The 25,121-nt window shown below is 41.3% G+C and carries 28 protein-coding genes and 1 tRNA gene; 23 read left to right on the plus strand and 6 right to left on the minus strand.

The genetic code is table 11. The features are described 5' to 3' along the window. On the minus strand, positions 1 to 193 hold a 193-nt coding region (locus VL121_RS11045), incomplete at its 3' end, for a hypothetical protein (protein ID WP_325405183.1). Between the two features lie 787 nt (positions 194 to 980). Between VL121_RS11045 and VL121_RS11050 the strand changes: the two genes are divergently transcribed. The 17 genes from VL121_RS11050 (at position 981) to VL121_RS11130 (ending at position 15,563) form a co-directional block, all read left to right on the plus strand. After that, entirely contained in the window at positions 981 to 1,880 is a 900-nt protein-coding gene (locus VL121_RS11050) for a glycosyltransferase family 2 protein (RefSeq protein ID WP_325405185.1), read from the plus strand. A 115-nt stretch (positions 1,881 to 1,995) separates the two neighbouring features. Further along, entirely contained in the window at positions 1,996 to 2,637 is a 642-nt protein-coding gene (locus VL121_RS11055) for a PglD-related sugar-binding protein (RefSeq protein ID WP_325405187.1), read from the plus strand. An 85-nt stretch (positions 2,638 to 2,722) separates the two neighbouring features. Then, a complete protein-coding gene (locus VL121_RS11060; protein WP_325405189.1) occupies positions 2,723 to 2,950 on the plus strand; it encodes a hypothetical protein in 228 nt (75 codons plus the stop codon). 35 nt (positions 2,951 to 2,985) lie between these two features. Continuing rightward, complete coding sequence (locus VL121_RS11065) at positions 2,986 to 3,750, plus strand: SDR family NAD(P)-dependent oxidoreductase (RefSeq protein ID WP_325405191.1); 765 nt, start codon at positions 2,986 to 2,988, stop codon at positions 3,748 to 3,750. Between the two features lie 9 nt (positions 3,751 to 3,759). Next, positions 3,760 to 4,818 (plus strand): ketoacyl-ACP synthase III, encoded by a 1,059-nt coding sequence (locus VL121_RS11070; RefSeq protein WP_325405193.1) that lies wholly within the window; start codon positions 3,760 to 3,762, stop codon positions 4,816 to 4,818. A gap of 15 nt (positions 4,819 to 4,833) precedes the next feature. Further along, a complete protein-coding gene (locus VL121_RS11075) occupies positions 4,834 to 5,853 on the plus strand; it encodes a 3-oxoacyl-ACP synthase III family protein (protein ID WP_325405195.1) in 1,020 nt (339 codons plus the stop codon). Between the two features lie 76 nt (positions 5,854 to 5,929). Continuing rightward, complete coding sequence (locus VL121_RS11080; RefSeq protein ID WP_325405197.1) at positions 5,930 to 6,535, plus strand: sugar transferase; 606 nt, start codon at positions 5,930 to 5,932, stop codon at positions 6,533 to 6,535. 91 nt (positions 6,536 to 6,626) lie between these two features. Further along, on the plus strand, positions 6,627 to 7,778 hold the full coding sequence (locus tag VL121_RS11085) for a pyridoxal phosphate-dependent aminotransferase (protein WP_325405199.1): 1,152 nt from the start codon (positions 6,627 to 6,629) through the stop codon (positions 7,776 to 7,778). Positions 7,779 to 7,804: 26 nt separating this feature from the next. Beyond that, positions 7,805 to 8,743, plus strand: a complete 939-nt coding sequence (locus VL121_RS11090) for an NAD(P)-dependent oxidoreductase (protein ID WP_414635414.1) — start codon at positions 7,805 to 7,807, stop codon at positions 8,741 to 8,743. A 77-nt stretch (positions 8,744 to 8,820) separates the two neighbouring features. Further along, a complete protein-coding gene (locus VL121_RS11095) occupies positions 8,821 to 9,489 on the plus strand; it encodes an LbetaH domain-containing protein (RefSeq protein ID WP_325405203.1) in 669 nt (222 codons plus the stop codon). A gap of 48 nt (positions 9,490 to 9,537) precedes the next feature. After that, positions 9,538 to 10,146 (plus strand): sugar transferase, encoded by a 609-nt coding sequence (locus VL121_RS11100; protein ID WP_325405236.1) that lies wholly within the window; start codon positions 9,538 to 9,540, stop codon positions 10,144 to 10,146. 19 nt (positions 10,147 to 10,165) lie between these two features. Beyond that, on the plus strand, positions 10,166 to 11,182 hold the full coding sequence (locus VL121_RS11105) for an ATP-grasp domain-containing protein (RefSeq protein WP_325405205.1): 1,017 nt from the start codon (positions 10,166 to 10,168) through the stop codon (positions 11,180 to 11,182). Between the two features lie 33 nt (positions 11,183 to 11,215). Continuing rightward, positions 11,216 to 12,352 carry a DegT/DnrJ/EryC1/StrS family aminotransferase gene (locus VL121_RS11110; RefSeq protein WP_325405207.1) on the plus strand — a complete coding sequence of 379 codons (1,137 nt, stop codon included), beginning with the start codon at positions 11,216 to 11,218 and terminating at the stop codon, positions 12,350 to 12,352. Between the two features lie 227 nt (positions 12,353 to 12,579). Beyond that, positions 12,580 to 13,659 carry a DUF6807 domain-containing protein gene (locus tag VL121_RS11115; RefSeq protein WP_325405209.1) on the plus strand — a complete coding sequence of 360 codons (1,080 nt, stop codon included), beginning with the start codon at positions 12,580 to 12,582 and terminating at the stop codon, positions 13,657 to 13,659. 57 nt (positions 13,660 to 13,716) lie between these two features. Beyond that, positions 13,717 to 14,307 carry a LemA family protein gene (locus VL121_RS11120; RefSeq protein WP_325405211.1) on the plus strand — a complete coding sequence of 197 codons (591 nt, stop codon included), beginning with the start codon at positions 13,717 to 13,719 and terminating at the stop codon, positions 14,305 to 14,307. 15 nt (positions 14,308 to 14,322) lie between these two features. Beyond that, on the plus strand, positions 14,323 to 14,781 hold the full coding sequence (locus VL121_RS11125) for a TPM domain-containing protein (protein ID WP_325405213.1): 459 nt from the start codon (positions 14,323 to 14,325) through the stop codon (positions 14,779 to 14,781). Beyond that, positions 14,778 to 15,563 (plus strand): TPM domain-containing protein, encoded by a 786-nt coding sequence (locus VL121_RS11130; protein ID WP_325405215.1) that lies wholly within the window; start codon positions 14,778 to 14,780, stop codon positions 15,561 to 15,563. Before VL121_RS11125 ends, VL121_RS11130 begins: the two co-directional genes overlap by 4 nt. A gap of 244 nt (positions 15,564 to 15,807) precedes the next feature. On the opposite strand, the gene VL121_RS11135 is transcribed toward VL121_RS11130, so the two are convergent. The 3 genes from VL121_RS11135 to VL121_RS11145 are packed head-to-tail and all read right to left on the minus strand — an operon-like array spanning position 15,808 to position 17,565. Continuing rightward, entirely contained in the window at positions 15,808 to 16,539 is a 732-nt protein-coding gene (locus tag VL121_RS11135; protein WP_325405217.1) for a DUF6568 family protein, read from the minus strand. Next, positions 16,532 to 16,837, minus strand: coding sequence for a thioredoxin (gene trxA, locus VL121_RS11140; protein ID WP_325405219.1), 306 nt, complete (start codon positions 16,835 to 16,837; stop codon positions 16,532 to 16,534). Before trxA ends, VL121_RS11135 begins: the two co-directional genes overlap by 8 nt. Positions 16,838 to 16,872: 35 nt before the next feature. Next, complete coding sequence (locus VL121_RS11145; RefSeq protein ID WP_325405221.1) at positions 16,873 to 17,565, minus strand: arylesterase; 693 nt, start codon at positions 17,563 to 17,565, stop codon at positions 16,873 to 16,875. Positions 17,566 to 17,754: 189 nt separating this feature from the next. Here VL121_RS11145 and VL121_RS11150 point away from each other — a divergent pair, with 189 nt between their 5' ends. Together VL121_RS11150 and VL121_RS11155 are read left to right on the plus strand one after the other, a co-directional pair. Next, positions 17,755 to 18,471: an ABC transporter ATP-binding protein gene (locus VL121_RS11150; RefSeq protein ID WP_325405223.1), complete on the plus strand. Its 717-nt coding sequence runs from the start codon at positions 17,755 to 17,757 to the stop codon at positions 18,469 to 18,471. Between the two features lie 9 nt (positions 18,472 to 18,480). Continuing rightward, a complete protein-coding gene (locus VL121_RS11155) occupies positions 18,481 to 21,042 on the plus strand; it encodes an ABC transporter permease (RefSeq protein WP_325405224.1) in 2,562 nt (853 codons plus the stop codon). On the opposite strand, the gene VL121_RS11160 is transcribed toward VL121_RS11155, so the two are convergent. Further along, positions 21,039 to 22,052, minus strand: coding sequence for a GSCFA domain-containing protein (locus VL121_RS11160; RefSeq protein ID WP_325405226.1), 1,014 nt, complete (start codon positions 22,050 to 22,052; stop codon positions 21,039 to 21,041). The genes VL121_RS11155 and VL121_RS11160 overlap by 4 nt on opposite strands. Before the next feature lies 1 nt (position 22,053). After that, positions 22,054 to 22,920, minus strand: a complete 867-nt coding sequence (locus tag VL121_RS11165; RefSeq protein WP_325405228.1) for a hydroxymethylglutaryl-CoA lyase — start codon at positions 22,918 to 22,920, stop codon at positions 22,054 to 22,056. A gap of 151 nt (positions 22,921 to 23,071) precedes the next feature. Here VL121_RS11165 and VL121_RS11170 point away from each other — a divergent pair. The 4 genes from VL121_RS11170 to VL121_RS11185 form a co-directional block, all read left to right on the plus strand. Further along, positions 23,072 to 23,144: transfer RNA gene (locus VL121_RS11170), tRNA-Lys, on the plus strand. A 183-nt stretch (positions 23,145 to 23,327) separates the two neighbouring features. Beyond that, positions 23,328 to 23,834: a hypothetical protein gene (locus VL121_RS11175; protein WP_325405230.1), complete on the plus strand. Its 507-nt coding sequence runs from the start codon at positions 23,328 to 23,330 to the stop codon at positions 23,832 to 23,834. 530 nt (positions 23,835 to 24,364) lie between these two features. Further along, on the plus strand, positions 24,365 to 24,979 hold the full coding sequence (locus VL121_RS11180) for a hypothetical protein (protein ID WP_325405232.1): 615 nt from the start codon (positions 24,365 to 24,367) through the stop codon (positions 24,977 to 24,979). Next, on the plus strand, positions 24,915 to 25,121 hold a 207-nt coding region (locus VL121_RS11185), incomplete at its 3' end, for a hypothetical protein (RefSeq protein WP_325405234.1). The genes VL121_RS11180 and VL121_RS11185, both read left to right, overlap by 65 nt.

Consider the following 25,121-nt stretch of genomic DNA (forward strand, 5'->3'; position numbering starts at 1 on the left):
TGCTGATAACGATCTGCAACTGGTCGTCTGTTTGCAGGCGGAGGGGATCAAAAGCGGCTGTTCTTACCTGCTGCACTTTGGCATCCTGTTCGGAGTTCAGATCCTGGAATAGCGCCAGCTCCTTACCTGTACGGCAGGAACTCAATAATAATAGCATGCCTGCAATAAAGAAGAGGAATCGTGATTTATACATAGATGAATGTATGTTTAACGAACTTAATATAGTTAAAAAAAACGAAGGCATATAGCAACGCTATGACTTTTTAATTAAAAATATTGCGCTTACCCTGGCAATAATTACAAAGCTTCGCCCACTCAGTCACATTTTAATGTTACTGACATGCAGAGCAATAACGCAAGTTTAGCATCAATATGTGGTACATGCCCATATCTTTTTAAAGGGTATAGGAAGATAAGTGGAAAAAGACAGAGCAGGCTTTTCTTTTTTAAGACAATCCTGGCAGGAAGGCTTCAAAAAATGTGTTTTGCAATTAACCCATATGGATACCGGCAATATTAAATTGAGGCGCAAAGATAGAGCTACTTTTTAAACCCCATATTATATTGATCAGAATTTATTATATATCAATAGTATAGAAAGAAAACAGGGCATCAGGATTTTATTTTTACAAGCATATAATAAGTAAAGTTTGAAAAAGGATAAAGTTGAAAAAAAAATCGTACTGAATTGATTTACAAAAAAATAATACTGGTAATAATATAAAAAGAATGAGATTGGGAATAAATTTGCATTTATTGAAACCACGTGTTTTAAAAAAAAATAGTAAGTTCCCGTCAGAGGACCAAAATTATATTTTACTGAAAATAGTGCTATTAATCTGGAAACATATCATATTTAGCTTCCAAACACGTTAAGCATGTTCCTCTTAAAGCATTTCTAATTTTGGGACTTAGAAAGCGAAGCTGTGTCTTTTAATGATATATAAAAAATATAATTTATAATAATGTTTTCGGTTGTTATGCCTCTTTTCAATAAAGAAAAGAGCATTAAAAATACGATATTATCGGTGCTGAAGCAAACGGTTACAGATTTTGAGTTATTGGTCATTAATGACGGATGTACCGATAAGAGTCGTGACATTGTAGCTGATATTCAGGATAGCAGGATCAGAATAGTGGATAAACCTAATGGAGGCGTTTCAAACGCTCGGAATGAAGGTATTAGATTTGCCGGGGGTGCATATATAGCTCTTCTGGATGCAGATGACCTTTGGGAGCCGGACTTTTTAGAAACCATTAGGCAACTGATCGCCGATTACCCGGAAGCTGAATGCTATACTACCGGATTTGCCTGTAAATACGAAACTGAAACATTAAATACTTTTGGCGCAAAAAAGCGTGGAATTATACCGGACTTTTTTAAACAGATGTATACCGGGCCGGTCATGAACTCGTCTTCGGTGTGTATAAAGAAAAGCGCGTTTGAAGAAGTTGGCTATTTTAATTCCGGCATCCGGCGTGGAGAAGATTATGATATGTGGGCAAGAATAGCCAGGTCGGTTTCTATTGCAGCAACACCTGAAATTAAGGTAAGTTACAGGCTGCAGGCAGAAAACAGAGCTATGGTAGTATTGCGTAAGCCTCAGGAATTATGGCTCTATCATATCCCTTCTGAGAGCTATCGTGATAAAGACGAAAAGAGATTTTACCGAAGGTTTCTGCATCGTCAGGTTTTGGAATATCTTATTAAAGGAAAATTTAATTGGGCCTGGCAAATAGCTGCTCATAACTGGAAAACAGCCAATTGGTATTCTTATTTCTTCCTTCCTGCAAGTCTTCAGTCCCGCCAGTTCGCCAGTTGGATAAAATTATTGAGGAAACGATTTTTCGGGAAAAAAGAATGGTTATTCCCGGGATAGTGGGGAGGCCTATTGTATCGTTAACTGATTTCTATATCTTTGCAACCTTACCCTGCCCAGAGTTGGTTTCATTGTTTTTTTATCTTCATGATTACGGGAACAAAATAAAGTTAAGATGAGAAAAATTGCTATTGCCGGGGCTGGTGGGTTTTCAAAAGAGGTATGTTTAACTATTAGTGATATTAACAAACAAGATTGTCAGTGGGACTTTATAGGTTTTTTCGATGATAATGTGCCGGAGGGAAAGTTCTTTACGGATTTCCGGGTACTGGGCACGATAAACGACCTGAATCAGATAGGAGAGGAGACCGATGTCGTCATAGCAGCCGGTAAATCTAATAACATACTGTCCATCCTGCAAAAACTCAGTTTTGATAAATTGAACTTTCCTAATCTTTTTCATCCTTCCTGCCAGTCTTTGCATTTTGAATCCCTGGTTATAGGTAAAGGCAATATCATTCAGTCTTTTTCTTCTTTGTCTGCCGACAATAAAATCGGCAATTATAATGTTTTTAATGCCGGTGTGAGAGTGGGGCATGATACCATTATCGGCAATTACAATACATTTGCCACTTCAACCCTCATTTCCGGGGGAGTGGAAATCGGAGACCAGAATGATTTTGGCATGAATTCCGGGATTTTGCAGTATAAAAAAGTGGGGAACAGGAATGTTATAGCCCCCATGTCTATTTTGTTCAAAAGCATTAAAGATGATGGACATTATATGGGTGTACCTGCAATGTCTACCGGTGTATGAGGATTATGCTAAGTTTGAGATGACGTATTGATTAACAGATTAAGTATAAAAAAACTGAACTATTTCAATTTTCAAGCCAATTTATATGGATAAAAACCAGTTTTTACAATCTTTTGCAGAACAATTTGATGACACCGATCCCTCTGCTATTACTATAGACACAAAGTTTAAAGAAATAGATGAGTGGAGTTCTATGATTGCACTAATGATCATTGCAATGGTAGATGAGAATTACAACAAAAAGATCACGGGTGCGGATTTGAGAGAAACCGAAACTATTGGGCAGTTATTTGAGCGGTTAAGCGCTAAGTAACATGGTATTTAATATAACAGTGAAACTGTTTGCAGATGACAGAAAAGACAGTTTTTTCGCTTCAGGGGCGGCATATTCTTGTAACAGGCGCTTCATCGGGTATCGGCTTAAATATTTGCAGGTCTATTGTAACTTCCGGGGGAAAGGTAACTGGTGTAGCCCGGCGTGTGGACCTTTTAAGTGAAATGGTAAAGGAACTGGGTGAAGACAATGCTTCGTTCATAGAGGCGGATCTGGCATCGGATGCAGGTATTGAGAAAGTAGTGGCGGGGATACCTGAAATTAATGGGCTGGTGCATGCTGTGGGGATATCAAAATTATCTCCACTGAAATTCATTAAACGGCAAAGCCTTGAAGAAGTGATGAATGTTAATTATTTTTCAATGGTTCTTTTGCTTGCTCAGATCACCCGGCATAAAAAGCTGCAGCGAAACACCAACTCCTCTGTAGTATTAATCTCGTCTGTAGCGCAACAAATAGGAACTAAGTCATCGTTATTATATACCGGAAGCAAAGGGGCCATGTCTGCAGCCAGCAGGGTTATTGCTAATGAGCTTTCATCACAAAAAATAAGGGTGAACACCATAGAGCCGGGTATGGTTCAAACCGCAATGGCTTCAGAAATGGAAGATGTTCTTTCTAAAGAAGCGATTGAAAAAGACAAGGCGCAATACCCGTTGGGCTATGGTACTCCGGAAGATGTTGCCAATGCTGCTATTTTTTTACTATCAGATGCTTCAAAATGGATGACTGGCCAATCTCTTACGTTAGATGGCGGCAGATATAAGCTTCTTGATTAATTTATATATATGGCTTTACTTCATAATAAATTTGTAACAATAAAAGGCGTTAGCGCCTGTGTGCCTAAAAACAGGGTGAAGAATACCGATAATATTCATTTCACGCTAAACGATATCAATGCATTTATCAATAATGTGGGGGTAGAAGAGCTGAGGGTGTCGGGAGCGGAGATGTGCACTTCGGATTTGTGTGTTGTTGCAGCCGAAAAACTTTTGGAAGAATCACATACCGATAAAGACGACATTGGTATGCTTGTGTTTGTTTCCCAGACTCCAGATTATTATTTTTTGCCTAATACGGCCTGTATTATCCAGGACAGGTTGCAACTCAGCAGGGAAACCCTTGCATTTGATGTGCCATTAGGATGCAGTGGCTATGTGTATGGATTGAATCTGATTGCGTCTTACCTAACATCTGGTCAAATAAAAAAAGGTCTTTTATTGGTAGGTGATACAGCGTCAAAAACGCCATATCCCAAAGATAAAAGCAGCAGCATGCTGTTTGGAGATGCGGGGGCAGCTACGCTGCTGGAGTATGACGAAAATTCAGAAGGGTTGTATTGCCATATGGCTACAGATGGCGCCGGCTATAAAGCAATTATGATTCCCGAGGGAGGTTTTCGTAAACCTTTTTCAGAGCAGTCGCTGAAAGAATATACCAATGCGGAAGGATTGGTAAGGTTACCACATAGCTTGCATTTGGATGGATTTGATGTTTTCTCTTTTGGGATCAGCGAAGTGCCAAAAACCTGCAAAAAATTAATGGAGCATCTTGCCATTACCAATGATGATATTGATTACGCTGTGTTTCATCAGGCCAATAAAATGATGAATGAAAAGATTAGAAAAAAATTAAACCTTCCCGAAAATAAAGTCCCTTATTCCCTTCAACATTTTGGAAATACCAGTTCAGCGTCAATACCGCTTACGATGGTTACGGAAATGAGAACTGATTTACAGCAAAAAAACAACAGGCTCCTGCTTTGCGGTTTTGGAGTAGGATTGTCCTGGGGTACTATGTATACCGCGTGTAACAATATTACCGTTCCTGAATTAATAGAAATTTAAAACGGCAAATAACCGATGCCAGATTTTCCATTAGCGCACTTAACAGCCATTGCTTATTATTTGCCTTCCGGGGAGCTTACCAATGAACAGCTTAGTACAGTTTTTCCGGAATGGAGTGTGGATAAGATCATGAATAAGGTAGGTATATCTGCGAGAAGAGTAGTGGCTAAGAATGAATTTACTTCTGATTTGGCAGTAGCGGCAGCACAAAATCTTTTTAAAGAGAATAATTTTAATCCGGACAATATTGATTATCTGATATTATGCACGCAAAGCCCGGATTATTTTTTGCCCACTACCGCCTGCCTGGTACACGAAAGATTACAATTGTCTTCAGCGGCCGGCGCCATAGATATTAACCAGGGTTGTTCCGGATTTGTGTATGGATTGGGTCTTGCAAAAGGGCTCATTGCTTCCGGAGATGTGGACAATGTGCTTTTGATTACTGCAGAAACCTATAGCCGTTTTTTGCATCCCGATGACAAGGGAAACCGGTCAATTTTTGGCGATGCGGCAGCAGCAGCATTAATAACGGCTAGCCCGGCAGGTGCAAAGATTGGTAAAGTAGTACTGGGAACGGAGGGGAAAGGAGCTAAAAACCTTATAGTTAAAAATGGGGCAATGCGGTTTCCCAAAACAGAGGATCAGTCTATGAGAACAGATATAGATGGCAATTTTTTTAATGATAATTATCTTTACATGAATGGTACCGAAATTTTCAATTTCACCCTGGAATCCGTACCCGCTCTTGTAAAGGATACGCTGGAAAGGAACGAACTGCAACAGGAACATATTGATCTGTTCATCTTTCACCAGGCAAACAAATTTATGCTTGACTATCTTCGTAAAAAGATCAAGATTCCCGCAGAAAAGTTTTACATACATATGGAGCGTTGCGGAAACACGGTTTCATCAACCATACCCATTGCTATGAAGCACGCTTTGCTTGAAGACAAAATTAAAGCAGGTTCAAAAGTGCTTGTGGCGGGTTTTGGAGTAGGGTATTCGTGGGGAGGAACTGTTTTACAGTTTTGATTTTCTTTTTTGCACCAGGTGCGTTCCCGACACCCTTACCTCTATTCTATTTTTTAAAAAAAACCAGTTGTTTGTCATGTATAGGTCTTTTTTTAAAAGATTATTTGATTGCCTGATTGCTACAATAGTTTTTATTATTGTTTTTCCTTTTTTTGCTGTAATAACAATATTGCTTTTTATTGTAAACAGGGGGAAGCCATTTTTTTTTCAGGAAAGGCCTGGTAAAGGGGAACGGATATTTAAAGTTATTAAGTTTAAGACAATGACTGATGAAATGGATGGTGGTGGGAAGTTATTGCCTGATAATTTGCGAATGACACCAATCGGACAGTTTGTAAGAAAAACATCACTTGATGAAATTCCCCAGCTTTTAAACGTTATTATAGGAGAGATGAGTTTGATTGGGCCAAGGCCGCTGTTAGTATCTTATTTGCCTCTGTATAATGAAACACAAAAGCTGCGACATCAAATAAGACCGGGTATTACCGGATGGGCTCAGGTAAACGGACGCAATGCGATTAGCTGGGAACAAAAGTTCGAGTATGATGTATGGTATGTCAATAACTATTCGTTCCTTTTAGATTTTAAAATTGGCATACTAACCATACTTAAGATTCTGAAAAGCGAAGGGATCAATGCAGGGGAAAGTGTGACTATGCAGGAATTTAGCGGTTGCGATTGAAGATTAGGTGCTATACATTTTCGTTCGGTTAATAGTTATGATCGCAGACTTTGTAAGTTTATAAACTTTCCCTCCTAAAGTTACTCTTTATATGTTTATATCAAAGGAAGTTCAGCCTTCTGCTACTTTAAAATTTAGTCAGAAAGCGAAGGAAAAAATTGCAAAAGGTGAAATAATATATTCACTGGGATTAGGCGAACCCGATTTTGATCCTCCGGTGGAGCTTATTGAAAGCGTATCTGCGGCTGCAAAAAACGGGTTTAATAAATATGGCAATAGCATGGGGCTCGATAGCCTCAGGCTGCATATCGCTCAAAAGTTGCAAAACGAAAATGGGATACCCTGTGAAAAAGATGATATTTGCATAACATTTGGCGCCAAACAGGCACTTATTCTCGCACTGATGGCTATACTTCAGCCAGGGGATGAGGTAATAAATATTTCCCCGTGTTATGTAAGCTATGTTCCCCAGATAAAAATTGCTGAACCCAATGCAATTATTAAAAATGTTGATTTATGCAGGGGTGATTTTTCTTTGGATTTTCAAATGATAGAAGCGGCTATTTCCGGAAAAACAAAATGCATTATTCTTAATTCTCCCAATAACCCATCCGGCAAGGTATTTACCCGCGCTGAATTCGACCAGCTTATTTCACTTCTTAGCGATAGTGAAATATACCTGATTTCGGACGAAATATATGAATATTTGAATTTTGGACAATATGGTATGATTAGTCCGGGTTCTTACAATGAAGTTGCCGGCAGGGTATTTACCATTAACGGATTCAGCAAGTCTTTTGGAATGACAGGTTGGAGAATAGGATATATGGCGGTACCCAAGAAACAGCGCAAAAGCATTAGTACACTTGTTCAGCATATCAACACAAATGTTACTTCTTTTATTCAAAAAGGATTAGAAGGAATTTATAATATTGACAGGGGTTATTTAAATAGCTATAATATGCACCTTCGGAAAATGGCAGGGTACATAACAGACGAATTAAATGCGGCGGGTTTGCAGGTAATTAAACCGCAGGGAGGCTTATTTTGTTTTGTTAATGTATCTGCTAAAGGATTGAAATCGGACGACTTTGCTGCCGGGCTATTGGATGAGCAAAACGTAGCGGTAACACCAGGCATTGCTTTTGGTGAAAATTGGGATGATTACGTTCGGATTTCTTTTGCCGGTAAAGAAAAGGAAATAAGATCAGGAATAGAAGGGATAAAAAAATTTCTGCAATAGTGAGGAAATTATTGGTTTTACAAAAAATGTCAGCTAAGATAAAAGAGAGGTTTACTGAAGCTTTATTACCATATTTCGAAATTGAATTTGCCTCCTCTTTTGATCCGTTATATTTGAAGGAAAAGATAGCGGGAGCGACTGTATGTTTTGGATCTTTTTTGCCGGATGTCGTTATAGAATCCGCCAATAACCTTAAGGTTTTTCAGTTGGCAGGAACTGGAGTAGACAGGTTGAATTTGCAATTGCTTGAAAAAAAGGGAATAACAATTTGCAAAACCCAGGCCCACTCTAAATACGTAGCAGAATTTGCAACAGCAATGTTGCATAGCCTGGTAAAAAAGATCACTTGTTTTGACCGTCTGTTACGGGCAAACGATATTAAATCTTTACGAAGTTTACCCGGGATAGATTTTAATTCATACACGCTTTTCGGAAAGTATATTGGAATAATAGGATATGGACATATCGGTAAGTCTATTCACCAATTACTTCAAGCATATACTACCCATTTTTTGATTAATTCCGCGACAAACAAGCCTGAAAGCGAACTATTGGGTGGAACATATGCCGGATTAGAAGAATTGATTAAAAGAAGCGATGTTGTTTTTGTTGCATGCCCGCTCACCGGAGAAACAAGGGGAATGATAGGTATAGACGCGTTTCAGTCAGCTTCCCGTAAAAGTATCTGGATAAATATTTCCAGAGGTGAGATCATTGATTTTAATGCTTTAATTTATGCGCTGGAGCATAAACTTATTGGCGGATTTGCAATTGATAACTGGTATCCGGAGATACCGGATGCAGAAAAACAATTGTCTTTATTTGATAACATTGTAATGTCACCTTATCGTGCAATAAATATTAGCGGGGAAGATCCAAACATATCAGATGCATTGGATAATCTCCTTAGGTTCGGGAAAGGCGAAAGTTTGACTCATATAGTAAATTATGCAAAGGGATATTAATTTTTTATATTGAAGCTATGTTGAGGCTATATTGAAGCGATAATTATAGAATCGTTGAATTTTAAGGTTTCTATTTTATGAACAGCGTTATTGTAATTGGAGGTCCGGGCCCGGCGGTTTCCATTGGGAATGCCATCAGGCATGCAAACCAAAAGTTTGGGTGTGATATTGAATTTGCAGGAATACTGAATGATGCTTTAGCAGGGCAGGAAATTAATAATATTCCTGTATTGGGCAAACTGTCGGATGCTCCTGCATTTGAGGCACAGGGCTATAAGTTTATTTTCACTATTTACAAGATTGGCGGCCAGCCTCAGCGCATTCAGTTATTTAATAATCTCGGAATTGCTGAAAGTAGTTTGTTTACTTTTATTCATCCGCTTGCTTATGTGGCTCCTGGTGCAGATATTGCACCGGGTGTTGTGATTATGCCGAACGCAAATATTTCGCACGGTACCAGCATACAATTGGGTTCTTTGATTATGAGTAACGCCTATATAGGTCATGATACAATAGTGGGTAAACATTGTTTTGTTGCTGCTACTTCCTGCACGGGATCTTATGTTAGTGTTGGCAACGGAGTTTGGATTGGATTTAATGCTACCATAAGAGGCAGGCAAAAAGTAGGACGGTATGCAGCCATTGGCATAGGTTCCGTTGTAGTGTCTGATATTCCAGACGGGGAATTGTGGATTGGGAATCCTGCGCGGTTTCATAAAAAGGTTACAGACGCAATACGATATTAAGAAAAATTTCCGGCGAGAGATATGTATAAGCTTTTTTTGAAAAAATCAATGGACTTCGCTGTAGCATCTTTATTGATGATACTACTATTGCCCGTTTTTTTGATATTGATTATCGTATTATGGATACATTACAGAGGCAACCCATTTTTTTTACAGCAAAGAGTAGGATACAGAGAGAAGGTTTTTTCAATTTACAAATTTAAATCTATGAGGGACCTGTACGATGATGAAGGAAACAGATTACCTGATCATATGCGGCTGACTATAGTGGGGAAATTTTTGCGAAAGGCCTCTTTAGATGAGTTACCTCAATTGATCAATATTTTAAAAGATAACATGTCATTTATAGGCCCCAGGCCATTACCCGTTAGATTTTTGCCTTATTATACGGAAAGAGAACGGAAGCGGCATTTTACAAAGCCCGGTATTACAGGTTTGGCTCAGGTGTCAGGACGCAATCATTTGCCATGGAATGAAAGGCTGGAATTGGATGTAAAATATGTTGAAAATATTTCTTTTGGCACGGACTTCAAAATTGTGTATAAAACCATCTTAAAAGTAGTAAAGCAGGAAGATATTACTTTAACACCTCAGATAGATTCGCTAATTGTACAAAGGGGAGGGAAAAAACCTGATATCAAGAAGGGAACGAAATAATATTATATTAGCTCAAAATATGAATATTTTATTAAGCTGTGCCGGCAGAAGGAACTATCTGGTTAACTATTTTAAAACTGCGCTGCGCGGTTCCGGAAAAGTTATAGCCACCGATATGCAAATAAATGCACCCGCGCTGGTAGATGCCGATATAGCTATTAAGGTAGATTCTATTTATCACTCAGGATATATAGACCAAATAATAACAATTTGTAAAGACCATGATATCCGGTTACTGATCTCTCTTAACGACCTGGAACTCCCTATTATAGCAACACAAAAACACAGGATCGAAAAAATGGGAGTAAAAGTTGTAGTGTCTGATATTGACGTAATTGATATTTGCTTCGATAAATGGAAAACTACTCAGTTCATAAAAGAGATAGGACTGGCTACACCAAAAACATTTATTGATATTAATAAGGCTTTGGAAGCGGTTGCTACGGGCGATATGTTGTTTCCTGTTGTAGTAAAGCCCAGGTGGGGAAGTGCATCAATAGGTATAGAGTTTGTGGATTCAAGAGAAGAGCTGTTAATGGCCTACCGGTTATTGGATATCCGCCTGCGTAAATCAATTCTGGCGAATGCGAGTAATGCTGATGCAGATCACGCAATTCTTATCCAGGAGAAAATAAACGGGCAGGAATATGGAATGGACGTACTCAATAGCTTGTCCGGTGAGTTTGTAAAAGCTTTTTCCAAAAAGAAACTGGCTATGCGGGCAGGAGAAACAGACAAATCCGTATCTGTTCAAAATAAAGCATTATCTGATATTGGAAGGATATTAGGCGAAAAGCTTGGGCATATAGGTAATTTGGATTGCGATGTTTTTGAAACTGCTAACGGGTATTATATTCTGGAATTAAACCCTCGTTTTGGAGGCGGTTATCCTTTTACTTATGAGGCTGGCGCCGATTTCGCTGCTGTGCTCATTGAATGGGTTAAAGGCAATAAAGATATCGAATCTTTTCTGCAATTCAGGATTGGTGAAGCTTATTCAAAATACGACAAACTCATGCGGGTACCGCAGGAGTAGTTCTTTAATTACAATGGTCATTCAATTAATATTATGCAACCTAAAATATGGCTCTCTTCACCCCACATGGGTGGTAATGAAAGCAAATTTGTAAATGAAGCATTTGACAGCAATTGGGTGGCGCCGCTTGGGCCGAATGTAAACGGACTGGAAAAAGATATCGCCCGCTTTCTTTTGCCTGAAAATGAAAACAATATTCACGTGGCAGCTTTAAGTTCCGGCACAGCAGCCATCCATTTAGGATTGATACTGCTTGGTATTAAAGCCGGTGATGAGGTAATTTGCCAGAGCATGACTTTTTCGGCCTCAGCGAATCCTATCGCCTACCAGGGCGCCACACCTGTATTCATAGACAGCGAATCCGACACCTGGAATATGTCGCCCCAGTTTTTGGAAAAGGCAATCAAAGACAGGATAGCTAAGGGCAGGAAGCCTAAAGCAATTATACCTGTTCACTTGTATGGAATGCCTGCCAAAATGGATGAGATCATGGCAATTGCCAACCAATATGAGATTCCTGTGCTTGAGGACGCAGCAGAGGCGCTGGGCAGCCATATTAACGGAAAAATGTGTGGTACCTACGGTGTGATAGCTGCCTTATCTTTTAATGGAAATAAAATTATTACAACATCGGGAGGCGGAGCCATGGTAGCGCATCAGCCCGAATTGGCCGAAAAAGCCCGCTTCCTGTCTACCCAGGCCCGCGATCCCGCGCCCCATTACCTGCATTCTCATATTGGCTATAATTACAGGATGAGTAATATATGCGCAGGTATTGGAAGGGGACAAATGGAAGTGCTGCCTCAACGCGTTTTGCAACGCAGGGCAAATTTTGAATGGTATGGTAAAGTTTTGAATGACACAGATGCTATACAGCTTTTAAAGGAACCTGATGGATATTATTCTAATCACTGGCTTACTACAGTGCTGATCAAACACCCGGTTATTACACGGGAAACGATCAGGCTGGCCCTGGATAAGGTAAACATTGAAAGCCGTCCTTTGTGGAAACCCATGCATTGCCAGCCTGTTTTTAAAGATGCTCCGTTTTATGGCGATGGTACGGCAGAAAAATTATTTGAAAACGGCTTATGTCTGCCTTCGGGCTCTAATTTAACAGATGAAGAACGTAACCGCATTTTAACAGCAATAAGAGCAGTTTTTTCTTAGTAGCAGATATTTTATCGGACTTAACTTAAAGCCAAAGGTCAGGAGATCACGTATTTCCTGACCTTTGGCTTTTTTGATCAATAAATTTAAGTGAAAGAAGAGTAGTTTTATCTTTTGCGGGTTGTAAACAAAGCAGATTATAGTATTTTGCAGTGGCTGTAATGAAAGTTTTTTAATAATAAAAGTCCTATTGATCAACAGGGTACTAATTTTATAAATGTTTAATTATGACAAAAAGAAACTCCTTTTTTCTTAGGTATGCTTTTCCGGCGCTGTGCTGTATATGCGCTGTTACCGCTTACGGGCAGTCTTCCAAAAGCAAATTGCAGGTGTATAACATTGAAGTAACGCCGGTTGACGCCTCAAAAAAAGTAACCATTACCGCCGCTGGCAAGCCTTTTACAGAATTGGTATATACCGATACGCTTGAAAAACCTTTTTTATATCCTGTATATGCTCCCGATGGGCAACTGGTTACACGCGGGTTTCCTTTTGCTCCCCGCCCCAACGAGCCTACCGACCATCCTCACCACACCGGCTTATGGCTGAACTATGAAAGTGTGAACGGACTTGATTTCTGGAACAATTCCTATGCTATCCCGGAAGATAAAAAAAGCAAGTACGGCTGGATAAAAACGAAGAAGATCCTTAAAACCAAAGGAGGTAAAAAAGGGGAATTAAAGATGCAGGCTACCTGGGAAAACCAGAAAAACCAGGTTTTGCTGAATGAAACCACTACTTATTTTTTCAGGGCAGACGAAGATAAAAGAATTATAGACAGGGTAACCACACTTACCGCGGCGCAGGATGTAAATATGCCGGATGTGAAAGACGGGATGCTGGGTTTGCGCCTGGCACATGAACTGGAGATGCCTTCTAAAGAAAAAAAAGAATTTAAAGATGATAAGGGAAATGTTACGGTAGTAGAAGGTGGTGCGGATAGCGCTCCATCCGGAAATTACATTACAAGCGAGGGCAAAGAAGGTGATGCCGCCTGGGGTACCAGGGCGCAATGGTGTATGTTGTATGGAAAACAGGGAAACGATACTACCAGTATTGTTATTATTGATCATCCCCGCAATGCAGGCTACCCCACTTATTGGCATGCACGGGGTTACGGATTGTTTGCTGCCAATCCTTTAGGGCAAAAAGCATTCAGTAACGGAAAGGAAACCCTCAACTTTGCTTTAAAACAAGGGCAGTCGGTTACCTTTCGCTACAGGATAGTAATCGCTTCCGGAAAACAAAGAATGAGCAATGAAGAGATTAATCTGGTGGCAGGAGACTTCTTTCAGAATACCAGGTAAACTTTTGCAAATATTAATATTTTGATATGTACATTTACTAAATAAAAAACACTACAGATGAAGTCGAAAAATCTTATATTAATTGTTGTTATAGGTGCTATATTATTGTTAGGGGGGTGCGGTTGCGGTGGATATAATAAAATGGTTGGATTGGATCAAAACGTAAAAGGTAAGTGGGGGAACGTGCAGAGCGAATACCAGCGCCGTTCTGACCTTATACCTAATCTTGTAAATACCGTGAAAGGCGCGGCCAACTTTGAGCAGGAAACCCTTACGCAGGTTATCCAGGCACGTGCCAATGCCACTAAGGTAAATATTAATGCCGATGACCTTACGCCGGAAAAGCTGGCCCAGTTTCAAAAGGCACAGGGTGAAGTAAGCGGTGCACTAAGCCGTTTGCTTGTAACGGTAGAACGATATCCCGAATTAAAAGCCAATCAGAATTATCTTAACCTGCAATCGCAATTAGAAGGAACGGAAAACAGGATCAAGGTATCGCGCAATGATTTTAATACAGCCGTGCAGGATTACAATACTGTAGTAAAAACATTTCCTAATGCATTGTACGCCGGAATGTTTGGGTTCAAAGAAAAAGGATTCTTTGCCGCTGAACCAGGCGCTGATACTGCACCGGAAGTGAAATTTTAAACTCTCCCCCCATTCATGAGGCTTTTTCCATTCAGAACCAAGCATTTTTTTACACCTGAAGATAACCAGCGTATTGTGTCTGCTATCCGGGAGTCTGAAAAGCTCACCAGCGGGGAGGTGCGGGTATATGTAGAAAGCCGTTGCCGGTTTATGGATCCTGTAAACAGGGCTATAGAACTGTTTTACGGACTGAAGATGGAAAAAACAGAACAACGTAACGGGGTAATCGTATATATAGCCATCAGGGATCATCAATTGGCGGTATATGGCGATGAAGGTATTCACCAAAGGGTAGGCGAAGCTTTCTGGAAAGCAGAAGTTGGGCATATGCTCAATGCATTCAGTGCTGCGAACCATGCGGATGGCATTATAAAGGTGGTGAAGAATATAGGGGAGGCTTTATGTAAACATTTTCCCTATATAGCCGAAACCGACAGGAATGAATTGCCGGATGAAATTGTGTTTGGAAAATGAAGAAGTATTTTTTTGTCATACTGTTCTTTATCTCCCTGGGTGCTTCTGCGCAAATAGATAAAATTATTCCTGCTGCACCCAATCCGCCGCGATTAGTTAATGACTATACGGGTACGCTTACTCAATTGCAACAGGAAAACCTGGAGCATAAGCTCAAAAATTATGATGATACAACTTCCAACCAGGTTGTAGTTGTTATAGTAAAAACATTAAATGATTACGATCCGTATGAATATGCTACAGCATTGGGGCGTACATGGGGAGTAGGCAATAAAGAATTTAACAATGGCGTGGTTTTTTTAATTGCCAAAGACGATCGTAAGGTTTTTATAGCCCCTGGTTACGGATTGGAAGGCGCCCTGCCGGATATAACCTGTAAGCAGATCGTAGAAAATGAGATCCTTCCCAATTTCAAAGGCAATGATTACTACCGGGGTATTGATGAAGGCACTACCGCTATTATGCAGGCTGCCGCGGGTGAGTACCAGCCACCCGAAGGATATGCAAACAGGGGGAAGAAAAAAGGTGTTCCGTTACCCCTTATCATATTCATCATATTTATTATTGTTATTATTATTTCCCGTATTGGAGGGGGTGGTGGAGGAGGTTCATTTATGAGCCGGCGTGGTTATCGTGAAACGGGTATCCCTCCTGTATTCTGGTTCCCCGGTGGCGGTGGAAGCAGGGGAGGCGGCGGCTGGAGCGGCGGCGGTTCCGGTGGGGGTTTTGGCGGATTTGGTGGCGGCAGTTTTGGCGGTGGCGGAGCAGGGGGAAGCTGGTAAGGCAATAGTACCGGGTTTGTACGGTTTTTTTTATATGATATGTGTCTTCGGTGTATTTGTTATCTCAACACACAGGCACAATAGCATATCATAGGAAAATATAGGGTGATATTAAAAAACTATGTGTACCCATGTTTGTTGTAAATGTTCAGAAACGTAAGTAATCTCAAACTGATCCTCCTTTCCAAACATTCAAAATTCGGATTAATAAAATTTAATAGAATATTTTAATGCAACACCTGCATCAGTTTTTCAATAAATACGCTATCAATTCCCTGAGTTGGGAAGCGGACTGAAAGCCGGTAACCCGTTTAAGTTCTACTCCGTTTTTGTAAACAGCTATTACAGGAATGCTTTCGATATTCAGTTTTTGCGCTAAGGGTTTGGCTTTATCCAGGTTAATGCGGGAAAAAGCTACTTTACCTTTGTGTTTTTTTTCAAGTTTTCTCAATGACGGCTCCATTTGCTTGCAGGGTATGCACCATGGCGCATAAAAATCAACCAGCAATACCTTGTTTCCGGCAAGCAATTGATCAAAATCGGAGAAGGTAAAGGTATCAGTTTGGTTTTCCGCATCTTTCTCAAAAGCTACAGGCAGTTTATTATTTTCCCATTCCATCATGCCGCCCTGCAAATCATACACGTTAGTAAAGCCCAGATCATGCAATGTGCCGGCGGCTTTCGCGCTTCTGCCGCCAACCTTGCAGTAAACAAATACGGGTTGTGCTTTGTTTATCATTGCAAGCCTGACTTTAAAATCCGCGTCATAAATATTAATATTCTTTGCTCCGGCAATATGCCCGGATTGAAACTCTTCGGGCGTGCGAACGTCAATAACCTGTTTGTGAACCGCTGAGTCTAAGCTTTGTGCAAATATCTTTGCAGGCAATAGCTTTACGCCGGTTTGCTGCTGGGCAAAAACGCTTAATGATAAAAATAAAGCGAAAACAGTTTGCAGAAAAGGTGATTTACGCATTGTTGCTGTATTGATTAATGATTTGCTGAAGCTGATGGGCCTGTACAACGCCGGACTGCCGCCATAATACTTTTCCCTGCTTAAATAAAATAAGTGTGGGTACACCCTGCACCTGGTAGACAGCAGCGGTTTGAGGATTCTTATCTACATCTATCTTTATAATTGAAGCCGCATCGCCGATGCTTTTTTTTAATGTTTCAAGGATCGGCGTCATCATCTTACACGGACCGCACCATGTGGCATAAAAATCAACCAATACCGGCTTATCACCATTAATAAGTTCAGAAAATGTTGCCATAACCCTGTATGTTAATATCCCGCAAAGGTAAGCAATTAACTATTTTTATCATCCAATAGGTCTTTCAGCACCGTCCATACATTTTCGGCCACTATCTTTTGTCCTTCGGCAGTAGGGTGTATGCCATCAGACTGGTTTAACTGCGGCTCTCCGCCTACTCCTTCCAGCAGGAAAGGCAGAAAAGCAATGTTATTCTTTTTTGCCAGTGTAATAAAAAGAGTGTGAAATTTTTCACTGTATTGTTTTCCCATATTGGGTGGCACGCGCATACCGGCCAGCATGAGTTTTACATTGGGATATTTTTCTTTTACCTTATTCAGTATCTGCTGCAGGTTTTTTTCTGTTTCTTCAAGCGGTATTCCCCGTAAACCATCGTTGCCGCCTAATTCCAGCACAAAAACCTGTACCGGTTGTTTTAGTATCCAGTCAACCCTGCTGTTGCCACCCGCCGAAGTTTCACCGCTTAATCCCGCGTTTACAACTTTATAGGGAAGATGTAAAGAATCAATTTTAGCCTGTATCAATGCGGGGTAGGCTTCGGAAAGGTCAAGACCATACCCGGCAGTAAGGCTATTGCCAAAAAATACAATATACTTTACCGGAGATGAAGGCTGCACTGTTTTTGGTGTGGCGCTGTTCTCCGGAGCGCGGGATGGAACGGAGCCGGGGTTGCCGCAGGCTGTGCATAATAGCAGCAGCAAAATTCCGTAAGAGCTTAGTTTCTTCATAACATCACTAATTTATTCTATAAAGCTGTTCAGTAAATTTTAAAAATACGGTAATTTAAACAGCTCTTATCCAAACAGGGTAATTTGGGGTTAAACAATTAACTGTTCATACGTCAAACTGTATTTTTGCACAAAATAAAACGCCATATTTGCACGTAGCAGAAACAAATACCGGCGCTATAAAACGATATGAAAAACTTGAAAATGGATGCTATACTAAATGTACATAACGTAAGCAAAACGTATCAAAGCGGCGCCAAAAAGCTTACGGTGCTTCATAACATTAATTTTACGGTGGAGGCAGGTTCTATTGTAGCTATTGTAGGTCCTTCAGGCAGCGGGAAGACCACTTTGCTGGGCTTGTGCGCAGGGCTCGACAGGGCAAGCACCGGCGCCATTGAGTTCAGTAAAATGCGGCTGGATGACAGGAGTGAAGACGAAAGAGCATTTATCCGTAACCGTTATATAGGGTTCATTTTCCAGAATTTTCAATTGATACCTACCCTTACCGCCCTTGAAAATGTAATGGTTCCCTTAGAATTACAGGGAGAAAAAAATATCCGTCCCCGCGCCATCGCGTTGCTTGAAAAAGTAGGATTAGCCGATCGTATACACCATTATCCGGCGCAATTATCCGGCGGAGAGCAACAACGGGTTTCCATAGCGCGTGCTTTTTCTACCCGTCCTGAAATATTATTTGCTGATGAGCCTACGGGCAACTTAGATGACGAAACAAGCGCGAAGATTGTATCATTGCTCTTTGAACTGAACAGGGAAGCGGGTACCACGTTAATTATTGTTACCCATAATTCCGAACTGGCGGAAAGTACCCAGCGCATCATCCGTTTAAAAGGGGGACATATTATTGCAGACGAGCCTGCCAGTAATGCAACGCTGGGGGTTTAATGATTATACATGAGTACAGACCGGCTTTTGCCAAATAAAAAATCAGATATCCCGTGGCTTTTAAAGATGGCCTGGCGCGATAGCCGGCGCAACCGTTCCAGGCTGGTGCTATTTATGTCTTCTATTGTGCTGGGTATTGCGGCTTTGGTAGCTATTTTTTCGCTGGGCGATCATGTACGAAATGATATCAATAACCAGGCTAAAGCACTGCTGGGCTCCGATTTGGTGATTGAGAGCAATAAAGCTGCGGACAGTTCTGCACAAACGATGCTGGATACCCTGGGTAATCAGCGTTCGCAGGAATGCCGGTTCGCTTCCATGATTTATTTTACAAAAAACAACGGAACGAGACTGGTGCAGGTATTGGCGCTTGAGGGTGATTATCCCTATTACGGCCGTTTGGAAACGGTTCCGGAAAAAGCGGGTATTGATTTCCGTAAGGGGCAGGAGGCACTGGTAGACAAAACACTCATGCTGCAGTTTGATGCAAAAGCAGGAGACTCCATACGCGTAGGTGAGCTTACTTTTGTTATAGCAGGGATGCTTACACAGGCGCCCGGCCGCTCCGGGCTTTCCACCACTATTGCTCCGCCGGTATATATCCCGTTCAGGTACCTGCAGCAAACCGGGCTTTTGCAAAAAGGGAGCAGGTTTAATTACAGTTATTACTTCAGGTACGATGATCAGAAAGCGATGGATAAGCAGCTTGCCGCTATAAGCCCGTTACTGGAAAGCAAAGGGCTGGATTATGAAACGGCTGAATCCCGCAAAAGAGACACCGGCAGGCAGTTTGAAGATGTTTCCCAATTTCTTGCACTCATTGGTTTTATCGCTTTATTATTAGGTTGTATAGGCATAGCCAGTTCCATTAATATTTATATCCGCGAAAAAATACCCGCTATCGCTATACTGCGTTGCCTTGGCGCCAGTACAAAGCAAACCTTCCTGATTTACCTGGTACAAATAACAGCGCTTGGGTTTATCGGCGCAGTAGCCGGTGCCCTGTTAGGAACGGCAGCGCAACAGGTTTTGCCTTTTGTATTAAAAGATATTATACCTGTACAAATCAGTACTTCTGTTTCATGGCCATCTGTTGCCAAAGGAATAGGGTTGGGCGTTATCCTCTCTTTCTTATTTGGTTTGCTGCCCCTGCTTTCTATACGCAGTATTTCTCCGCTATATACCTTGCGGGTATCTGTTGAACAGGCGCCGGCATGGCGTAATCCCTGGCAGGTACTCCTGTTTGCCGCCATACTTCTTTTCATCGCGTTCTTTGCAAGGCTGCAAATGCAGAGCTGGACGCAGGCATTTATTTTTACGGCAGCTATACTCGCCGCTTTTTTGTTGCTAACAGCCGTGGCTGTATTGCTGCGGGGCGCCGTACGCCGCTTTTTCCCATCCTCCCTTAATTATTTATGGCGACAGGGATTTGCCAATTTGTATCGTCCCAATAACCAAACTATTTTATTGGTGGTTACCATAGGTTTAGGAACCCTGTTTATCGGCACATTGTATTTTATGCAGGGTATACTCATGAGCCGTGTATCCATGTCTGCCAGCAATAATCAGCCCAATATGGTATTGTTTGATATTCAAACCAGCCAAAAAACTGCGGTGGCAAAACTGGTAAAGCAATATCATTTGCCGCTGTACCAGGATGTGCCTATTGTTACGATGCGCATAGAAGAGATAAACGGAAAGAATGCGGCGGAAGCAAAAAAGGATTCCATATCCGGCATACCTGCCAGGGCCTTTGAAGGAGAATTACGTGTTACCTACCGCGATTCGTTAACGAATACGGAAAAGATAACTGCCGGGAAATTAGAAGCAAAACCATATACGCCCGGCAACAATATTTACATATCATTAGAAGAGCGCTACGCCCGTCATCTTAGGGTATCCATAGGAGATAGTATCCTGTTTAATGTACAGGGCACCCTTATACCAACTATTGTGGGCAGTTTCAGGGATGTAGACTGGAGAAGGGTGCAAACCAACTTTCGTGTTATTTTTCCTGCAGGCGTACTCGATGATGCGCCGCAGTTTCATGTGCTGGTTACCCGTGTGCCGTCTAACGAAGCTTCTGCGGCTTTTCAGCAGGCGGTGGTGCGCCAGTTTCCTAACGTATCCATTATTGACCTGGGGCTTATATTAAAAGTACTGGATGAAGTGCTGGGTAAAATTGGGTTTGTGATCCGTTTCATGGCTGCTTTTAGTATCATCACAGGATTGATCGTACTCATTGCCTCCGTTTATGTAAGTAAATTTCAGCGTATACAGGAAACGGTATTGTTGCGTACGCTCGGCGCCAGCCGGAAGCAACTGTATACAATTACCGCTTTGGAATATTTTTTCCTGGGTGCGCTTGCGGCAGGTACCGGCATATTGCTTTCGCTTGCGGGTAGCTATATTTTGGCAAAATATAGCTTCGATGCTGCCTTCAATCCGTCATTAATGCCCATACTTGCATTATTCTTTTCCATATCCCTGCTTACCGTTGCCATAGGATTGTTTAACAGCAGGGGAATAGTAAACACGCCGCCGTTAGAGGTACTGAGAAAGGAAGTTTAACTGCCGCCAAAATGTTTCAGCTCTTCTGTGAAATTCAAATAAGGGTACTGCTCCTGCAATGCCTGCACTTTAGTAAAGTGGCTGCTTAAAAATTGCCGGTGCGCTTCAGATAAGGGATTGAAAGGGCGGTGTTTCACAGCGATATTGATCTTTTCCATGGCTTTCATTACTGCATAACACGATGGGTCAATACACGCGGCTGTGAACTTTTCCCATACATAAGCCGTAGCCAGGTAATTGGGGTGAACCATGTCTTCCGCGTAAAAGCGGTAATCCCGCAGGTCATCTATTACCAGTTCGTATGCAGGAAAATAAAAATGGTTTTCAAATTTTTCAACAACATGGTGAACCGCCTGTATTAAAGTGGCTTTGCTTTTGTTGTTCTCCACCAGCCCGTCTCTTGCATGTCGTACCGGGCTTATGGTGTATATAATTTTAATGTTGGGGTTGAACAGCATTAGCCTGTACCGCAGATTATCTAAAACAGTAAACACTTCTTCGGCGGTCAATAGCTTTTTCCTGAACCTGTTTGCAGGCACTTTATGGCAATTGGCTACAATATGCGTATTCCTGTTTTTTGCCGTGTACAATGGAGATGTTTTTTCTATCCATTCATATACGAATGCTGAACCTAAAGTTAATATCAGCCAGTCGGCCTGCTTCAAATAAGCGTGTGCAGCCTGCTGTGAATCATTCATTTGCTGCAATGCGGTTTGTTTATCAGGATGGGAGAAGCGGCTGTGATGATCCCAACTGCTCCAAAGTTCATTGTAATAAAACAGGTCATCTTCGCTATACAGTTTTTGTTCTATATAAGATACTACTGATGCCGCTATGCTTACCGGGTTAAAAAGAATACCATTTGGATTTTCAAGCGTGGTAAATTTATTATCAGCAAGTTGCTTGGTAATATGTTCCGTAAAGCAGGAGCCCGATAAAAACAGCTTCTGGCGGTGATTGATTTTTTGAGCGAAAGGCGGTATGTTTAATGCTAATCTGAAGTTCGTCATACTACATAAAAATAGTTTGGGCCATAATAATACTTTGCTGCAGGGCTTCCATATCAAGCTGATCACATAGTCCCAGCTTTGAAAAATAGCTGATCATTTGTACCGTATCCATATTACCCACCAGTTCGTCATTAGCCATAGGGCAACCGCCAATACCCATCAATGCGCCATCGAACCGGCGGCAGCCTGCTTTAAATGCAGCTTCAATCTTTTGTAAACGGTGAACAGGAGTGGAATGCAGGTGTACACCAATTTCTATACCAGGCAGGGCGTTGATCAAATGAGCAGTAACACGGGTTACCTGCTCAGGCGTAGCCAAACCTACCGTATCGGCTAAGGAAATAACGGTAACGCCTAATTGTTGTATGGCTTTTGCCCATTTGTATACAATTTCTTCGCTGTACGGATCGCCATACGGATTTCCGAACCCCATGGAAAGATATATTACTAATTGTTTTTTATGCGTAATGCAAAGCTGTTGTATAGCTTCAACCCTTGTTAGTGATTCAGTTATAGTACTGTTGGTATTGCGGAGCTGAAAAGTTGCTGAAACGGAGAAAGGGAAACCGAGGCAGCTAATGGCATCGTATTGCAGGGCTTCTTTTGCTCCGCGCTCATTGGCTACTATGGCTAATAGTTTTGTGCTGGTGCCGGAAATATCCAGTTGAGTTACCACCTCATGTGTATCTGCCATTTGAGGCATGGCTTTGGGCGAAACAAAACTGCCGAAATCTATGGTGTCGAACCCTGCTTTCAGTAAGGTATTGATATAATCAATTTTCTTTTGCGTTGGAATAAAACGGCTCCAGCCCTGCATGGCATCGCGCGGACATTCAATTAATTTTACTGTTTCTGATGCAGCGATCATATGTAAAGTGCAATTTAGCAAAGAAAAACGGATAAGCGCTTTCCGCCGGATATTGCACATAATAAGGTTGGCTACTTAGTATTTTTATTTTCTATTTGGATAGCTGGCGCGCAGAATATAAAAGTAATTTGATACTTTTGGCCTCTTTCCCGACTCCGTAGCTCAGTTGGTAGAGCAGCTGACTCTTAATCAGCGGGTCCAGAGTTCGAGTCTCTGCGGGGTCACGTAATACTGCAAAGGGTTTCAAAGATTGAAGCCTTTTTTAGTTTTTACCCTTTCCGACACAACTCCGACACTTCCGGTCAATTAGGTTGTTTTTTACTTCTTTCCCAGCGGTTATACTTAACCGGGGTATTTGCTGTTTTATTATTTGTTTTAATTATATTTAAAGCATCAACTCCTAAATTATGAAAAGATACCTACTGATCATTATTATTGGCTTGGTTGCCCTCTCCTGCAACAATAAGTTTGCCCGCATTTATGAGACAAAGACTACATCCGATATGAAATTGGATAATGGGTATTACCATTTTGAAAATGACACATTCAGCATACACTATTCATTTTGGGCAAACAAAGGGGTGATATCCTATACCATTTACAATAAATTGGATATTCCTGTATACTTGGATTGGAAGAAAAGCTCCTTTGTAAAAAATACCCTCAAATTTGATTACTGGATGGATGAGGTGAATTCAATTACAAACAGCTATTACCAGGGAAATGTCGTCTCAGGTGTTTTCTATACCGGACTTGATCTAAGGGCTGTGTTGATTGAAAAGAAGCGAGGTTCCTCAGCATCCCAAACCAAAGTGACAAAGCCGGAAAGAATTACGTTTCTGGCTCCCAGGTCACAAATATTTAAAGCGGAATTCTACATATATGAACAACCTGCAGGAAATGCAAGGCTATAAAACAGGTTCAATTTCTGATCCCTCGGCGCCCAAGAAGAAAATTGATATTAAAACCGTTAGTTTCGACAGTAAGGATACACCTGTTTTTTTTAGGAACTTTTTTACTTATTCGACAACTGAGAAATTTGAAAAGGAATCCTATATTGATAATGGTTTTTACGTTTCCAAGATCATTCAAATGAAAAAGAAGCCGTTTATGGGGAAGGCCTTTATTGATCCAGTAGAGGGATATACATACAAATTTCCGTTTAGGAATTCCTTACACTATTATGTGCTTTTTTGACGGTCTGATGTGATATATCGCTCTACAGAAGTGATTGCCTTACCATTTTCGTTACAGTCTGTCGTATCAACTTCTTTTCTTGCTCTGAAAAGTCCAGGCTATCCCCCCGGGAATTTAACCCGCTGATTTTTCGTTTGAAGTTTTTAATGTCGGGCAGGTAGTCAGTAAAAAATCTCTCTGCCTTTATGTAGCGCCACCAGTACAAATCCGGGATATTTTTGAGGGCAACGTTTATTTGCCTGTCTTCTTGAATTCAAGAATTGACTTAAGTTCAGGAGGAAATGCAGGAGCTTCTGCATCCGGATTAGCAGATAAAACTCAATTAGAAAGCATTGGTTTTAAAGTGCTATTAGCTAACGCAACTACTCCTAATCAGCCGGTACCATCAAATATAGCTATGCCCCCCGTGCTAAATAGTTTTAAAACAATTAACGCTTTTTCAGAATTTATTAATAACAAGTTTAACACCAACCTTACTGACGCGCAGGTAGACAGTCTCTACCTTTCTAAGTGTGGGCATAAACCCGATTGGTATACTGAACCCAATACCAGCTTCCCGGCGGGCTTACTCCTCTGCGGCAAAAACGAGCCTTCTTCCCCAACACTCACCTATGAAGAGGTGTACGATCCGTCCTGCTCCGACAGCAGCACGCTGGTCTTTAATTCGGGTATGGATATATATACCATGTACAAAGATTCACTGAATAATATATTCGACAGCCTGTACACGGCCAAATGTCTTGGTGTGGCCGCCCTTGAACAGTTTACCGTAAAGCGCAATGTAAGCGAGTACCATTATGCCTTATACTATATACGACCAGGCGGGCAACCTGGTAAAAACCATTCCGCCGGAAGGGGTTAACATTAGCCGGCATCCGGACACGCTTGCGTTAGTGGCACAGAAGAGATTGTTGGGAGAATCCTATCCGCGTAAGCATACCATGCCCACCCTATACCGTTACAACAGCCTGAACCAGGTGGTAAGCCAGCAAACGCCCGATGCC

It is taken from the genome of Agriterribacter sp., assembly GCF_035497235.1.
Lineage (GTDB): Bacteria > Bacteroidota > Bacteroidia > Chitinophagales > Chitinophagaceae > Agriterribacter.

What these genes read in the sequence shown, in the direction of transcription:
- VL121_RS11085 (WP_325405199.1), top strand. Translation starts at nt 6,627, where the DNA reads ATGTTTATATCAAAGGAAGTTCAGCCTTCTGCTACTTTAAAATTTAGT.
- VL121_RS11080 (WP_325405197.1), top strand. Translation starts at nt 5,930, where the DNA reads ATGTATAGGTCTTTTTTTAAAAGATTATTTGATTGCCTGATTGCTACA.
- VL121_RS11065 (WP_325405191.1), top strand. Translation starts at nt 2,986, where the DNA reads ATGACAGAAAAGACAGTTTTTTCGCTTCAGGGGCGGCATATTCTTGTA.
- VL121_RS11160 (WP_325405226.1), bottom strand. Translation starts at nt 22,052, where the DNA reads ATGACGAACTTCAGATTAGCATTAAACATACCGCCTTTCGCTCAAAAA.
- VL121_RS11090 (WP_414635414.1), top strand. Translation starts at nt 7,805, where the DNA reads ATGTCAGCTAAGATAAAAGAGAGGTTTACTGAAGCTTTATTACCATAT.
- VL121_RS11135 (WP_325405217.1), bottom strand. Translation starts at nt 16,539, where the DNA reads ATGCGTAAATCACCTTTTCTGCAAACTGTTTTCGCTTTATTTTTATCA.
- VL121_RS11055 (WP_325405187.1), top strand. Translation starts at nt 1,996, where the DNA reads ATGAGAAAAATTGCTATTGCCGGGGCTGGTGGGTTTTCAAAAGAGGTA.
- VL121_RS11100 (WP_325405236.1), top strand. Translation starts at nt 9,538, where the DNA reads ATGGACTTCGCTGTAGCATCTTTATTGATGATACTACTATTGCCCGTT.
- VL121_RS11120 (WP_325405211.1), top strand. Translation starts at nt 13,717, where the DNA reads ATGAAGTCGAAAAATCTTATATTAATTGTTGTTATAGGTGCTATATTA.
- VL121_RS11105 (WP_325405205.1), top strand. Translation starts at nt 10,166, where the DNA reads ATGAATATTTTATTAAGCTGTGCCGGCAGAAGGAACTATCTGGTTAAC.
- VL121_RS11070 (WP_325405193.1), top strand. Translation starts at nt 3,760, where the DNA reads ATGGCTTTACTTCATAATAAATTTGTAACAATAAAAGGCGTTAGCGCC.
- VL121_RS11115 (WP_325405209.1), top strand. Translation starts at nt 12,580, where the DNA reads ATGACAAAAAGAAACTCCTTTTTTCTTAGGTATGCTTTTCCGGCGCTG.
- VL121_RS11110 (WP_325405207.1), top strand. Translation starts at nt 11,216, where the DNA reads ATGCAACCTAAAATATGGCTCTCTTCACCCCACATGGGTGGTAATGAA.
- VL121_RS11130 (WP_325405215.1), top strand. Translation starts at nt 14,778, where the DNA reads ATGAAGAAGTATTTTTTTGTCATACTGTTCTTTATCTCCCTGGGTGCT.
- VL121_RS11075 (WP_325405195.1), top strand. Translation starts at nt 4,834, where the DNA reads ATGCCAGATTTTCCATTAGCGCACTTAACAGCCATTGCTTATTATTTG.
- VL121_RS11175 (WP_325405230.1), top strand. Translation starts at nt 23,328, where the DNA reads ATGAAAAGATACCTACTGATCATTATTATTGGCTTGGTTGCCCTCTCC.
- trxA (WP_325405219.1), bottom strand. Translation starts at nt 16,837, where the DNA reads ATGGCAACATTTTCTGAACTTATTAATGGTGATAAGCCGGTATTGGTT.
- VL121_RS11150 (WP_325405223.1), top strand. Translation starts at nt 17,755, where the DNA reads ATGAAAAACTTGAAAATGGATGCTATACTAAATGTACATAACGTAAGC.
- VL121_RS11125 (WP_325405213.1), top strand. Translation starts at nt 14,323, where the DNA reads ATGAGGCTTTTTCCATTCAGAACCAAGCATTTTTTTACACCTGAAGAT.
- VL121_RS11145 (WP_325405221.1), bottom strand. Translation starts at nt 17,565, where the DNA reads ATGAAGAAACTAAGCTCTTACGGAATTTTGCTGCTGCTATTATGCACA.
- VL121_RS11155 (WP_325405224.1), top strand. Translation starts at nt 18,481, where the DNA reads ATGAGTACAGACCGGCTTTTGCCAAATAAAAAATCAGATATCCCGTGG.
- VL121_RS11050 (WP_325405185.1), top strand. Translation starts at nt 981, where the DNA reads ATGCCTCTTTTCAATAAAGAAAAGAGCATTAAAAATACGATATTATCG.
- VL121_RS11095 (WP_325405203.1), top strand. Translation starts at nt 8,821, where the DNA reads ATGAACAGCGTTATTGTAATTGGAGGTCCGGGCCCGGCGGTTTCCATT.
- VL121_RS11165 (WP_325405228.1), bottom strand. Translation starts at nt 22,920, where the DNA reads ATGATCGCTGCATCAGAAACAGTAAAATTAATTGAATGTCCGCGCGAT.
- VL121_RS11060 (WP_325405189.1), top strand. Translation starts at nt 2,723, where the DNA reads ATGGATAAAAACCAGTTTTTACAATCTTTTGCAGAACAATTTGATGAC.